The following is a 12,712-nucleotide window of genomic DNA, read 5'->3' as shown; positions in this document are numbered from 1 at the left end:
GGGCGGGCTCCCCGGGGGCGGGCGACGTACGACGGGGGCGGGTGACGTGACGACGGCGGGGCGGGGTCCCGTGCGCTCGGCACGTGACCCCGCCCCGCGGTGATCCGGGCGGATCAGGCCCTGAGCTCGTCCGCCACCAGCTCGGCGATCTGGACCGCGTTCAGCGCGGCACCCTTGCGCAGGTTGTCGTTCGACACGAACAGGGCGAGGCCGTTCTCGACGGTCTCGTCGACCCGGATGCGGCCCACGTAGGAGGCGTCCCTGCCGGCCGCCTGCAGCGGGGTCGGGATGTCGGACAGCTCGACGCCCTCCGCGTCCGCCAGCAGCGCGTGGGCCCGCTCCACGCTCAGCGGACGCTCGAAGCGCGCGTTGACCTGAAGCGAGTGCCCGGAGAACACGGGGACGCGGACACAGGTGCCGGAGACCCTGAGCTCCGGGATCTCCAGGATCTTGCGGGACTCGTGGCGGAGCTTCTGCTCCTCGTCGGTCTCGTGGGAGCCGTCGTCGACGATCGAGCCGGCCAGCGGGAGCACGTTGAAGGCGATGGGGCGCTGGTAGACGCCCGGCTCCGGGTACACGACGGCCTCGCCGTCGTGGGTCAGCTCGGCGGCCCGCTCGGCGACGGCCTTCACCTGGCCGTCGAGCTCGGCGACACCGGCCAGGCCGGAGCCGGAGACCGCCTGGTAGGTGGTGGCGACCAGCGCGGTGAGTCCGGCCTCCCGGTGGAGCGGCTTCAGCACGGGCATCGCGGCCATGGTCGTGCAGTTCGGGTTGGCGATGATCCCCTTCGGGCGGTCCTTGACCGCGTGCGGGTTCACCTCGGAGACGACCAGCGGCACGTCGGGGTCCCGGCGCCAGGCGGAGGAGTTGTCGATCACGACGGCACCCTGGGCGGCGACCTTCTCGGCGAGCGCGCGGGAGGTCGCGCCGCCGGCCGAGAACAGCACGATGTCCAGTCCGGAGTAGTCGGCGGTGGCGGCGTCCTCGACGGTGATCTCCCGTCCCTGCCCCTCGATCGTGGACCCCGCGGACCGGGCGGAGGCGAACAGCCGGAGCTCGTCGGCCGGGAACTTCCGCTCGGCGAGGATCTTGCGCATGACCGTGCCGACCTGCCCGGTGGCTCCGACGATTCCGACCTTCACGGGGACTCCTCCGTACGCTTGTGCAGCCTGCATGGCCTGGGTGTCTTCCATGATGCGTCTGTCCACGGCCGTTTTGTCCAATCCATTGTCCGAGGGGCGGGACGCATGGCCTTCCTCACACACGCCTCACGCACGAGCGGCGGCCCGCACGCACGGAGGGCGGGCGTCCCGCCGGACGCCCGCCCCCGTGACCAGGTCGGACCGTTACGGCACGACCTTCTCGATCACCACGCTGCCGGTGCCCGCGGCGGTGCCGCGCGCGTTCACCAGCCGGACCTCGCCGAAGAACCGGCGGCCCTCCGGTGCGGGACCGGCCACCTTCACCTCGGCGGAGACCTGCGCGCTCGCGCCGTTGGCCAGCGAGACCGTCTTCGACTCGTCGACCTCGACGGTGCCCAGCGCCGACGAGAAGTACACGTCCTTGTAGTCGTACGTGGTGCCGCCGGGCGCCACCGCGTAGCCGTCGACGAGGATCGTGTACGTACCGGCGGCCGGGTTGACCAGGGACACCGACTCCTCCGAGTCGCCGTCCGCGGACTGGCCGACCAGCCTGCCGTCCTTGAGGACCGCGAGGTCCAGGTCGGCGCCCTTGTCGGAGGTGTTCCCGATCACCACGTCCAGCCGCTCGACGCCCGCGCCGATGGTGACCGTGGACACCTGGCGCTCGTCCTGCGCGATGGTCGGCTTCGCGGTCTTCGCTGAGCCCAGCGAGCCGCCCTTCAGCTTGCCCTCCAGCGCGGCCGCGTCATTGGTGACCTGCCAGTCGACCGTCGTCGGAGTGCCGACCCCGGCCTCGGGGAGGGTCTGCACCGCCGGGTCGAAGGTGGCGCCCAGCAGGGTGACGTCCAGCTTGTACGGGTTGTCCAGCACCGGGGACGTACGGCGCGACTCGACCTCGATCTCCCAGACACCCGGCTGCGGGTTGGCGTAGGAGCGCACGTCCGGGCGGCAGGTGTTGGCCGGGTTGTTGTAGTTCGGGTAGCAGACCGTGGACGCGGTGCTCTCGAACGCCACGCCGTACGGGTGGATCGAGATGAACCGGGTCTGGCTGCCCGCGGCGAGACCGCCGAGCGCGACCTCCAGCGTCCGGGCGCCCTTCGGCACCGTGACGAAGTAGGACGTGAAGCTGTTGCGCTGCACCGACCCCTCGGCGGAGTAGGAGTAGCCGGGCTTCACCAGCTCGTTCGAGGCGACCACGGTGGCGAGGATCTGCTTGTCGACGCCCTCGGTGCGCTCGTCGTCCACCTCCAGGATGGCGCTGTGCACACCGGTGGAGCCGGCCTTGGCCTGCACCTTCACGGTGACCGGCCGGTTCAGCGGCAGGTCCACCTCGTCGTCGCCGACGATACGGAACGTGCCGTCGTTGTTGCGGAGGTCCAGCTCGTGCTCGATCGGCCGGTTCGGGCCGCTCGTGCGCGTGATGGTGACGTCGTACGTCTTGCGCTGGCCGGGCTTCAGCCCGCTCTCGCGGTCGTAGATGCCGGCTCCGAAGCCCGCCTCCGGCTTCAGCAGGTGGTCGAGCGCCGTGTCGACCGGTGCCTTCACCGTGTAGGAGTGGGCGGTGGCGCCGTCCCGGATGGACTCCCACGCCTCGTCGACGTCGATCAGGCCCGCGCCCTGCTCGTGCGCCTTTACCCCGGGGATCCGCTTGGCGGTGCTGGTCAGCGCGGTCCGCAGGGTGAGCGGGGAGAGCTTCGTGTAACGCTGCTTGGCGGCCGAGATGAGCAGCGCACTGGCGCCCGTCGCCTGCGGCGCGGACATCGACGTGCCGTTCAGCATGCCGTAGCCCGCGGGCAGGGTGTACCCGGCCTCGGGCACCGGGGCGCCCGCCTGCCAGGTCGGGATGGTGTTGACCGACGCACCGGGTGCGGTGATCGTCGGCGTGAAGCCGCCGTTCTCCGTCGGGCCGCGGGAGGAGAAGTTGAACATGTTGTAGCGCTTCTCGACCTGCGAGCCGTAGTTGGCGGCCCAGGTGCTGCGGGAGATGGCCGCGCCGACCGAGATGACCTTGTTGGCCAGGGCCGGGTCGCCGATCGTGTTCACGCCGGGGCCCGAGTTGCCGGCCGAGATGACCAGCTGGACGCCGTAGGTGTCGATCAGGCGGTTGTAGAGCAGGGCGCGCGCGTTGTCGGCGTCGTCGCCGCGGTCGCTGTCGTCGTAGTTCAGCGCGGGCAGACCGCCGATGGACATGTTGACGATGTCCACACCGCGGTTGACGACCAGGTCCCGCATGCCCTCGAGCAGCGCGATGTTGGTGCAGCCGCCGCTCCAGGTGCAGGCGCGCGACGAGACCAGCTTGGCGCCGGGCGCCGCGCCGTCCATCCGGCCGCCGAAGAGGCCGTTGGCGGCGGCGATACCGGCCACGTGGGTGCCGTGCGAGCCCTCGACGACGCCGATGTTGACGTAGTCGGAGAACTTCCCGGCCTCGAACTCGACGTCCTTGCGGATCTCCACCACGAACGGGATGCGCTCGGCGATGTCGGTGGCGGGGTCGTCGGTGCCGAAGTACCCGAACTGGTGGCCGTCCTTGTACGGCTTCATCGCGACGTCGTTGGTGAAGTCCGCGTCGTCGTTCAGGTCGACGCGGACCGTACCGGCGGCGGCGTCGTACAGGACGCCCCACTTGTCGGTGGTGTCGCCGTCGCGGTTCAGGTCTCCGGCCATGTCGCCGCCGAGGGTGGCCCGCTCCTCGAAGACGCTGAACCGGTGCTCGCCGGCCGGCGCCTTCCAGCTGCGGTCGCCCACGGTGAACACGGGACCGGTGACCCCGGTGTCCATCCGCCGCCAGGTGCCGTCGCCGTCCCGGGCCGGGTCGGTCGCGGTCACCCAGTCGACGATCTTGCGCTCGCCGGTGGTGGTCTTCTGCAGGGCCGGGTGGCCGAGGTCGATCCCGGAGTCGAGGATGCCGATGGTCACGCCGCGGCCGTCGGCCCGCGGGTGGTCCTCGACGAACTCCACGGCGCCCGTCTCGTGGGACGGGTTGTACGGGTTCTTCGCCTTGGTCTTCTTGCCCGGCGCCGGGTAGGTGGACGACACCGAGGCGGCGGAAGCGGTACCCCTGGCGCCCGCGTCCGGCCTCGGATCGTCCAGCTTGATCTCGCGCTGGAGGTCCATGCCCTGGACCGTGTCGAGTTCGCCCGCCCTGCCGAGGGCGCTCTTCGCCTTGGCGGTGGGGAGCGTGGCCCGGACGTAGCCGAGCTTGTCGTCCTTCTGGCCGACGACGGCGCCCGGGACGGCGTCCAGCTGACCGGCGACCTGCTCGGTCTGTCCGGGAGCGGTGGCGACCATCACGGTGACGGTCTTCTGGCCCTTCGCCTCGGCCTCGGCGAGGAGCTGGGCGTCGGCCCCGCCGAGCTTGTCGGCGGCCGTCTCGGCGGTCTTGACCGGGCCTCCGGCCGGGTCGTCCACCGAGGTGGCGGCGAAGGCGGGGGCGGCGCCGGTGGCCACCAGCGCGGCCACGAGGCCTGCGGCGGCGGCGACCCGGGCCACGCGTCTTGGCCCTGGTATGGAGCCCTGGGACTCGAGGGTTGTCATCAGCATCCCTGTTTGGTGAAAGAAGGGGTCCGGTATTCGGTACCGGATGACCGCTCACCCTTTCGCAAGTGACACAGGTTTGTGGAGAGTTGACGGAGGCGGGATGCGGTCCTGGCGGACATCCGCCAGTGGCGGAACATGTGCCGCGAGGAGCAAAGGGGTGGATATCCCGTCGATCCGGCTCGCCGGGGGGTTCGGGAACGGACGACTTCCCGTGTCGGCCGGCCGCCTCGGCGCCGTCCGGGCTCAGCGGCGAGCGGAGCGCCGCCGGGCAAGGTGGCCGGTTCTCGCAGGGCCGCGTGCCGCGGCATCCCGTGCATCCCCCCGCGCCCAGTGCATCCCGTGTATCCGCCGCGCCCAGTGCATCCCGCGCCATCCCTGCATCCCGCCGCGCGGCCGCACCTGGTGCCGGGCGTCGTCGCGGGGTTGCCGTGGGCCGTGGTGCGGCACCCGCACCGGCGCCGCTCCACGGCCCGTCGGGGAACCGCGGCGCGCACAGGCTGTGGCGCGGGCGCGGGCGCGGGCGCCGGGTCGGGGTCGGGGTCGGGGTTGAGGTGGGGGTGGGAGTGGGGGCGCTAGCGGGGGAGTACGACGACATACGGTGCCGGTTCCCGGTCCGACGAGGCCATCAGGGCCGTACGCAGCACCATGGCCTGCTGCACGGGGGCGTCCCGCAGTTGCCCGGGCGCGATCCGGACGACGGTGATCCCGAGGCGCTCCAGTTGCTCGCGCCGCCGGCCGGACGCCGACCACTCCGGGTCCGCGTCCGGCCCGCCGCGGGCGGCCGCGGCGCGCGGCGCCCGGGTGTCGAGTTCGACGGCGACGGCCTCGTCGGGCCAGTAGGCGTCGACACCGCCCAGGTGCGGGCCGCCGGGCAGGCGCAGATCCACGTTCCACACCGGCTCGGGAACCCCGTACATCCGCACCAGGTCGTAGAGGCGCCCCTCGGCGACCGACCGTCCCTCGGCCAGGAGGGTGTCGACGGCGTCCACGACATGGGGACGGGACAGCAGCCGGGCCCGCGTCAACTCGGCCACCACGGGACCCGGTTCGCAGTGGCCGGCCCGTACGGCCTCGGTCAGCAGCCGGCGCACCGCCGCCGGGTCGGTCAGCCGGGCGACCGCGTCGGCCAGCGCGCGCGCCACGGGGGCCACGGGCAGTCCCGTCACCAGGTCCGGCACCGGCGGCGTCTGCGTGCGGATCAGCCGGGCGCAGCCCGCCGAGCGCACCCGCCGGGTACGCGGCACGAGCACGTCGATCCGCTCCAGCGCCGTCAGGGGCGGCGCCGAGGTGAAGCGGTGCAGCGCGAGCGCCGCCAGCCCCGTCACCATGGCCTCGCCTCCGCCGGGGCGGCCCGCGTACGTCACCGCGGCGTGCAGCCGCTCCTCACTGGTGGGCGCCCCCGGGTGCAGCAGGAACACGCCGGGCAGGATCTGCTGCCAGGGGCCGCCGGGGCCGCACCGCTCGGCGGCGTGCTCGGCGGTCACCCCCCGGGCACGCAGCTGCGCGGTCGACAGCACGCGCCGCCGTACGTCGGAGAGGTCGCTCAACGGGCGGGGGGAGAGAGGGGTGTTGTGGTTCATGCCCCGCCGATTCCCGCGCGGCGGCGGGCTCCTAACCGCTGTTACACAGCCGTCGACAATTCAGGACATCACCGTCCTAAAGTACGGGCGTTCGATGGCCGATCAGTTCTGCCGCGCAGGGTGCTCCCCGCCGGGCCCGGAGCCGGGCCCGGAGCCGGGCGGGGGCACCCACTGCGCAGGGGCGGCGCCGTCAGCCGGCCGTCGCGTCGCAGGACTGGGCCCGCAGGGCGCGGGCGAGGTCGTCCCGGGACTCGAGCACCAGCCGGCGCAGCGCCGGCGCCGCGTCCGGGTGGGAGCCGAGCCACGCGTCCGTCGCCCGCAGCGTGGCCTCGTCGTCCTGGAGCGCGGGGAAGAGGCCGTGGACCACGTCCATGCCGATCTGGATCGACCGCTCCGCCCAGACCCGCTCGATCGCCGCGAAGTACTTCTCGGCGTACGGTGCGAGCAGCTCCCGCTGCGACGCCTGGGTGAAGCCCGAAATGGTCGCCTCCACCAGCGCGTTCGACAGCGCGTCCGACTCGACGACCTGCGCCCACGCCTGGTCCTTGACCGCGGCGTCGGGCCGGGCGGCCAGACAGCGCACCTGGTGGCGCTTGCCGGACGCGGTGTCGTCCCGCGCCAGCTCCGCGCCGATCGCCCGCTCGTCGGCCACCCCGTGCGAGGCGAGCGGTTCCAGGAACGCCCACCGCAGCTCCTGGTCGACCTCCAGGCCGTCGATCCTGGCGGTGCCCTCCAGCAGCCCCCGGAGCAGCTGGAGATCCGCCTCCGTGGCCGCCACCGTCGCGAAGAACCGCGCCCACGCCAGCTGGTGCTGGCTTCCCGGCTCCGCGAGCCGCAGCTCGCGCAGCGCCCCCTCCGACAGCCGCCGGCCGCCCTCCCCGCGCCAGCCGGGCGCGGCGTAGTGCACGAGTGCGGCGCGCGCCCAGGCGTGCACCATCTGCAGCACGCCGATGTCCGACTCCCGTCCGGCGAAGTCCAGGACGAGCCCGACGAAGTCCCGGGCCGGCATCAGGGCGTCGCGCGTCAGGTTCCACAGCGCCGACCAGCACACCGCCCGCGCCAGCGGGTCCGTGACCGACCCGAGGTGGTCCCGCAGCGTGTCCAGGGACCCCTCGTCGAAGCGGACCTTGCAGTAGGTGAGGTCGTCGTCGTTGACGAGGACCAGCGCCGGGCGCTCCCGGCCCGCCAGTTCCGGCACGGCCGTCCGGGCCCCGGTGACGTCCACCTCGGCCCGTGCGTAGCGCACCAGCTCGGCGCCCTCGTGCCGGTACAGGCCCACGGCCACCCGGTGGGGCCGCGCGGCCGGCGAGGTCGCGGCGCCGGGCCCGGCGCCGCCGTCCTGCACGACCGCGAGCTCGGTGATCCGGTCGCCCGCGTCGCAGGTGAGCTGCGGTGTCAGCGTGTTGACCCCGGAGGTCTCCAGCCACGACCGCGACCAGGCCTTCATATCCCGCCCGGAGGTCTCCTCCAGCACCGCCAGCAGGTCGTCCAGGCGGGTGTTGCCGTAGGCATGGCGCTTGAAGTAGCGCCGCGCGCCCTCCAGGAACGCCTCGCGCCCCGCGTACGCCACGAGCTGCTTCAGGACCGAGGCGCCCTTGGCGTAGGTGATCCCGTCGAAGTTGAGCTTGGCGTCCTCCAGGTCGTGGATGTCCGCGGTGACGGGGTGCGTGGACGGCAGCTGGTCGGCGCGGTACGCCCACGCCTTGCGGTTGTTGGCGAACGTCACCCAGCCGTTCCGGAAGCGGGTCGCCTCGACCAGCGACAGCGCCCCCATGTAGTCGGCGAAGGACTCCTTCAGCCACAGGTCGTCCCACCACCGCATGGTGACCAGGTCGCCGAACCACATGTGCGCCATCTCGTGCAGGATGACGTTCGCCCGGCGCTCGAACGAGGCCTGCGTCACCTTGCCCCGGAAGACGAACTCCTCCCGGAAGGTCACACAGCCCGGGTTCTCCATCGCGCCGATGTTGTACTCGGGCACGAACGCCTGGTCGTACTTGCCGAAGGGGTACGGGTAGTCGAAGTTGTCGTGGAAGAAGTCCAGGCCCTGCTTGGTGACGAGGAAGACGTCGTCCGCGTCGAAGTGCTTGGCCAGGCCCTTGCGGCACATGGCGCCGAGCGGGATCTCCAGCGTCCGCCCGTCGTCGAGGGTGCGGGTGTAGAGATCGCTCTCGTAGTGGTACGGGCCGGCCACGACGGCGGTGATGTACGTGGAGATCGGCTTGGTCTCGGCGAAGCGCCAGGTCCCGCCCTCGCGCGACTCCACCGCGGCGTTGCTCCAGACCGTCCAGTCCTCGGGTGCGGCCACCTCGAAGCGGAAGGGGGCCTTCAGGTCGGGCTGCTCGAAGTCGGCGAAGACGCGCCGGGCGTCGGCGGGTTCGTACTGCGTGTACAGGTAGACCTCGCCGTCCTCGGGGTCGACGAAGCGGTGCATGCCCTCGCCGGTGCGGCTGTAGGCGCACTGCGCGTCCACCACCAGGACGTTCTCCGCCCGCAGGCCGTTCAGGGCGATCCGGGAGCCGTCGAAGACCTCGGCCGGGTCGAGCTCACGGCCGTTGAGCGTCACCGCGTTCACCGAGGGGGCGACGAGATCGGCGAAGGTGCTGTCGCCCTCGCCGGTGCGGCGGAACCTGATCGTGGTGACCGAGCGGAACGTCCGCGGCTGCGCCTCCTCGCCCTCCGCGGTCGCGGACCGCAGGTCGAGGAAGACCTCGTACCCGTCGACCGACAGCAGCTCGGCCCGGGCGCGGGCCTCGTCGCGGGACAGATTCACTCCGGGCACGTCCACTCCTTCGTGTGTCGTTCGGGCAGGTCCGATCCTCGCACGCGCCCGTGGCCGGGGGGATCGGGGAATGCGGTCGTGCAGTGCGGTCGTGCAATGCGGTCGTGCAATGGGTTGGGGAATGCGTCCGGTGACCTCCGGGGTTGGTCAGGGGGAGCGACCCCCGCCACGAGCACGAGGAGTGACATGTCCGACAGCAGCAGGACCCCCGCCGACTTCTGGTTCGACCCGCTGTGCCCCTGGGCCTGGATGACCTCCCGCTGGATGCTCGAGGTGGAGAAGGTGCGGCCGGTGGAGGTGCGCTGGCACGTCATGAGCCTGGCGGTGCTGAACGAGGACAGGCTGGACGAGCTCCCCGAGGAGTACCGCCGCGCGATGGAGGACGCCTGGGGACCGGTGCGCGTGGTGATCGCCGCCCAGCAGAAGTACGGCGACGAGGTCGTCGGCCCCCTCTACACCGCCCTCGGCACCCGGATCCACAACGAGGGCCGCGGCATCACGCCCGAGGTGGTCCGGGAGGCCCTTGACGCGGTGGGCCTGCCGGCCGAACTCGCCGACTACGCCGAGTCGGACGCCTACGACGCCGAGCTGCGCGCCTCCCACGGCGAGGGAATCTCCAAGGTGGGCCAGGACGTCGGCACGCCGGTCATCGCGGTGCCCGGCGCGGACGGCGAGCAGATCGCGTTCTTCGGCCCGGTCGTGACCCCGGCGCCCAAGGGCGAGGAGGCGGCCAGGCTCTGGGACGGCACGCTGATGGTGGCGTCGATTCCCGGCTTCTACGAGATCAAGCGCACCCGGACGAAGGACCCCGACTTCTCCTGAAGCCCCTCGGGCCCGCCCGGGGCCGGATACGGAAGGGACCCCCGCGGGTCAGTCCCCCCCCCAGAGCCTCTGGGAGGAGCCGCCACTCGCGGGGGCCTCTTCTTTCCGCCTGCCGGTGAAGGGTGAGAAGACGATCACGAGCAGGACGGCCTACGGCCGGGACGGGGCCCGGGTCACGGGGTGATCAGCGGGGTGCGGTCCTTGGCCTCGGCGTAGCGCCTCGCCACGTCCTGCCAGTTGACGACGCCCCACATGGCGTCGATGAAGTCCACCTTCTGGTTCTTGTACTGCAGGTAGAAGGCGTGCTCCCAGGCGTCGAAGACCAGGATCGGCACCGAGCCCTGGCCGACGTTGCCCTGGTGGTCGTAGACCTGCTCGACGATCAGCCGGCCGCTGACCGGCTCGTAGGCGAGCACGCCCCAGCCCGAGCCCTGGGTGGTCGCGGCGGCCTTCGACAGCTGGGTACGGAACTTCGCGAAGGAGCCGAAGGAGTCGGTGATCGCATCCGCCAGTTCGCCGACGCCGTCCGCCGCGAGCGGCTCGCCGCCGCCGCCCTCCTTGGGCGCGACCATGTTGTGCCAGTAGATGCTGTGCAGGATGTGGCCGGAGAGGTGGAACGCGAGGTTCTTCTCCAGGCCGTTGATCGAGCCCCAGGCTTCCTTGTCGCGCGCCTCGGCGAGCCGCTCGAGGGTGTCGTTGGCGCCCTTGACGTACGCGGCGTGGTGCTTGTCGTGGTGCAGCTCGATGATCTGCGGGTTGATCACCGGCTCCAGAGCCGCGTAGTCGTACGGAAGTTCAGGAAGCGTGTACGTGGCCATGTCCGAGCCCCTCCGACTGCTTATTGCAAACCTTTCGCAACTGCAGGCTAGCAGCAGAAGGGCGGGAACGTGATCAGCGCGTCCGGCGGGTGCCGTGCGCCGCGGGCGATCGGGGCCGGGCCGGGCCGTCCGGGGAGGCCGGTGCCAACGGTGGCGACGGTGACAACGGCGGCGACGGCGGCGACGATGACGAGCCGGTGGCGACGGCTCCGGCGACGGCACCGAGGCGCCGTGCGGCCGTACTCACCGTGCGGCCGTACTCCGCGCAGGCGTCGCCGACGGCGATCGGATCGGCACCCCGGCCCGGGACCCCGCATGCTCCGGAAACGCCAGGACCCCCCGGGCCTCCTTCGGCCCGGGGGGTCCTGCGTCGCGGGGGAGTCCCGCTCAGTCCTTGACGGCGCCCGCCGGTGCCGCCTCCCGCTCGGCGCCCCCGTCGGCCGTCCCGCCCGCGGCACCGGCCTTGCGCCGGCGCTGCAGCAGGGCGCCCGACGCGGCCAGCACCAGCGTCATCGCACCGGTCGCCATCAGCTGGTCACGGGTGCCCGGCTGGCGCAGCATCAGCACGAAGACGGCGAGCATGCCCGCGATGGCGACCCAGGTCAGCGCCGGGAACAGCCACATCCGCACCACGAGCCGCTCCGGGGCCTCGCGCTCCGTGCGGCGCCGCAGCACCAGCTGCGAGACCGCGATGAACAGCCAGACGACGAGGATGACCGCGCCGATCATCTTCAGCAGCCACGGGAAGACGTCGTCGGGCCGCCAGTAGCTGAGCAGCACGCACAGGAAGCCGAACGCGGAGGAGGCCAGCACCGCGATCCGGGGCACCCCGCCCGACACCCTGCCGATCGCCTTCGGGCCCTGGCCCCGGGCGACCAGGGAGTACGCCATCCGGGAGGCGCCGTAGATGTTGGCGTTCATCGCGGACAGCAGCGCCACCAGCACGACGATCTGCATCACCAGGCCGGCGCCCGGGATGCCCAGGTGGCTCAGCGCGGTGACGTAGGGGCCCTTGTCGGGGTTGGCGACGTCCGGGTCGTCCCACGGCACCAGCGTGACGATGACCGCCATCGAGCCGATGTAGAACAGCGCGATACGCCACATCGCGGTGCGCACGGCCTTGGCGACCCCCTGGACCGGGTGCTCGGACTCGGCCGCCGCGATGGTGACGGTCTCCAGGCCGCCGTACGCGAAGATCGACGCGAGCAGGCCGATGACCAGCCCCTCCGCCCCGTTCGGCAGGAACCCTCCGTCGCCGGTGAGGTTGGCGGTGCCGGGCGCCTCCGTCCCCGGCAGCATTCCGAGGATGGCCAGCCCGCCGAGGATCAGGAACAGCGTGATCGCGCCGACCTTGAGGGCGGCGAACCAGAACTCGAACTCGCCGAAATTGCGCACCGCGGCCAGGTTGGTGACACAGAACACCAGCATGAACAGCGCGACCCAGGCCCACTCGGGGGTGCCGGGCAGCCAGCCGCTGACGATCTTCGCCGCGCCGATGCCCTCCAGGCCGACGGCGACGGACAGCAGCACCCAGAAGGACCAGCCCGCGGTGAAGCCCGCCCAGGGACCGAGCGCCCGCTCGGCGTGCACGGAGAAGGAACCGGAGGCCGGGTTCGCCGCGGACATCTCGCCCAGCATGCGCATCACCAGCATGACGAGCAGACCGGACACCGCGTAGGCGATGACGATGGACGGGCCGGCGGCGGCGATACCGGCACCGGAGCCGACGAAGAGTCCGGCGCCGATCACACCGCCCAGGGCGATCATCGACAGATGGCGCTGCTTGAGGCCGTGGGCGAGCGGTGAGTCGGCTCGGGCGCCGTCGGGCGCGGGTGCCGGGGTCCGGGACATGGGGGTGCCTGTTCATGAGCGGATGGGGGGCGGTGACAGTCTGGAGGGCCCACCGCTCACCGAGCACCCATGACCGCTATACGGACAGAATGCTCACACAATGTGAAGAGACGGTGCCTCCTCCCGCAGGCTCGGGCCCGGTCGCCGGTGCCCGGTGCGACCCGCCCGGATGCCGCGCGA

7 protein-coding genes are annotated in these 12,712 nt (G+C 72.1%); 1 reads left to right on the top strand and 6 read right to left on the bottom strand.

Annotated elements, in window-relative coordinates:
* Nucleotides 1-113 precede the first annotated feature (113 nt).
* From DDW44_RS08485 to pepN, 4 genes are all read right to left on the bottom strand, one after another.
* Nucleotides 114-1,142: an aspartate-semialdehyde dehydrogenase gene (locus DDW44_RS08485; RefSeq protein WP_108906041.1), complete on the bottom strand. Its 1,029-nt coding sequence runs from the start codon at nucleotides 1,140-1,142 to the stop codon at nucleotides 114-116.
* Between the two features lie 204 nt (nucleotides 1,143-1,346).
* A complete protein-coding gene (locus tag DDW44_RS08480; RefSeq protein WP_208647945.1) occupies nucleotides 1,347-4,676 on the bottom strand; it encodes a S8 family serine peptidase in 3,330 nt (1,109 codons plus the stop codon).
* A 575-nt stretch (nucleotides 4,677-5,251) separates the two neighbouring features.
* Entirely contained in the window at nucleotides 5,252-6,259 is a 1,008-nt protein-coding gene (locus DDW44_RS08475) for a hypothetical protein (protein ID WP_108906039.1), read from the bottom strand.
* Between the two features lie 190 nt (nucleotides 6,260-6,449).
* A complete protein-coding gene (pepN, locus tag DDW44_RS08470) occupies nucleotides 6,450-9,041 on the bottom strand; it encodes an aminopeptidase N (protein WP_167455479.1) in 2,592 nt (863 codons plus the stop codon).
* A gap of 186 nt (nucleotides 9,042-9,227) precedes the next feature.
* Here pepN and DDW44_RS08465 point away from each other — a divergent pair, with 186 nt between their 5' ends.
* On the top strand, nucleotides 9,228-9,863 hold the full coding sequence (locus tag DDW44_RS08465; RefSeq protein ID WP_108906037.1) for a DsbA family oxidoreductase: 636 nt from the start codon (nucleotides 9,228-9,230) through the stop codon (nucleotides 9,861-9,863).
* 173 nt (nucleotides 9,864-10,036) lie between these two features.
* Here the strand turns inward: DDW44_RS08465 and DDW44_RS08460 are convergent, their stop codons facing one another.
* Together DDW44_RS08460 and DDW44_RS08455 are read right to left on the bottom strand one after the other, a co-directional pair.
* Complete coding sequence (locus DDW44_RS08460) at nucleotides 10,037-10,681, bottom strand: superoxide dismutase (RefSeq protein WP_108906036.1); 645 nt, start codon at nucleotides 10,679-10,681, stop codon at nucleotides 10,037-10,039.
* A 387-nt stretch (nucleotides 10,682-11,068) separates the two neighbouring features.
* Nucleotides 11,069-12,532 carry an amino acid permease gene (locus tag DDW44_RS08455; protein WP_108906035.1) on the bottom strand — a complete coding sequence of 488 codons (1,464 nt, stop codon included), beginning with the start codon at nucleotides 12,530-12,532 and terminating at the stop codon, nucleotides 11,069-11,071.
* Between the last annotated feature and the right edge of the window lie 180 nt (nucleotides 12,533-12,712).

Origin of the sequence: Streptomyces tirandamycinicus (assembly GCF_003097515.1) — a bacterium.
Taxonomy (GTDB): Bacteria; Actinomycetota; Actinomycetes; order Streptomycetales; family Streptomycetaceae; genus Streptomyces; species Streptomyces tirandamycinicus.
Note: the sequence above shows the minus strand (reverse complement) of the source record. Positions and strands in the feature narration are given on the sequence as shown.

What these genes read in the sequence shown, in the direction of transcription:
- DDW44_RS08480 (WP_208647945.1), bottom strand. Translation starts at nt 4,676, where the DNA reads ATGACAACCCTCGAGTCCCAGGGCTCCATACCAGGGCCAAGACGCGTG.
- DDW44_RS08475 (WP_108906039.1), bottom strand. Translation starts at nt 6,259, where the DNA reads ATGAACCACAACACCCCTCTCTCCCCCCGCCCGTTGAGCGACCTCTCC.
- DDW44_RS08465 (WP_108906037.1), top strand. Translation starts at nt 9,228, where the DNA reads ATGTCCGACAGCAGCAGGACCCCCGCCGACTTCTGGTTCGACCCGCTG.
- DDW44_RS08460 (WP_108906036.1), bottom strand. Translation starts at nt 10,681, where the DNA reads ATGGCCACGTACACGCTTCCTGAACTTCCGTACGACTACGCGGCTCTG.
- DDW44_RS08455 (WP_108906035.1), bottom strand. Translation starts at nt 12,532, where the DNA reads ATGTCCCGGACCCCGGCACCCGCGCCCGACGGCGCCCGAGCCGACTCA.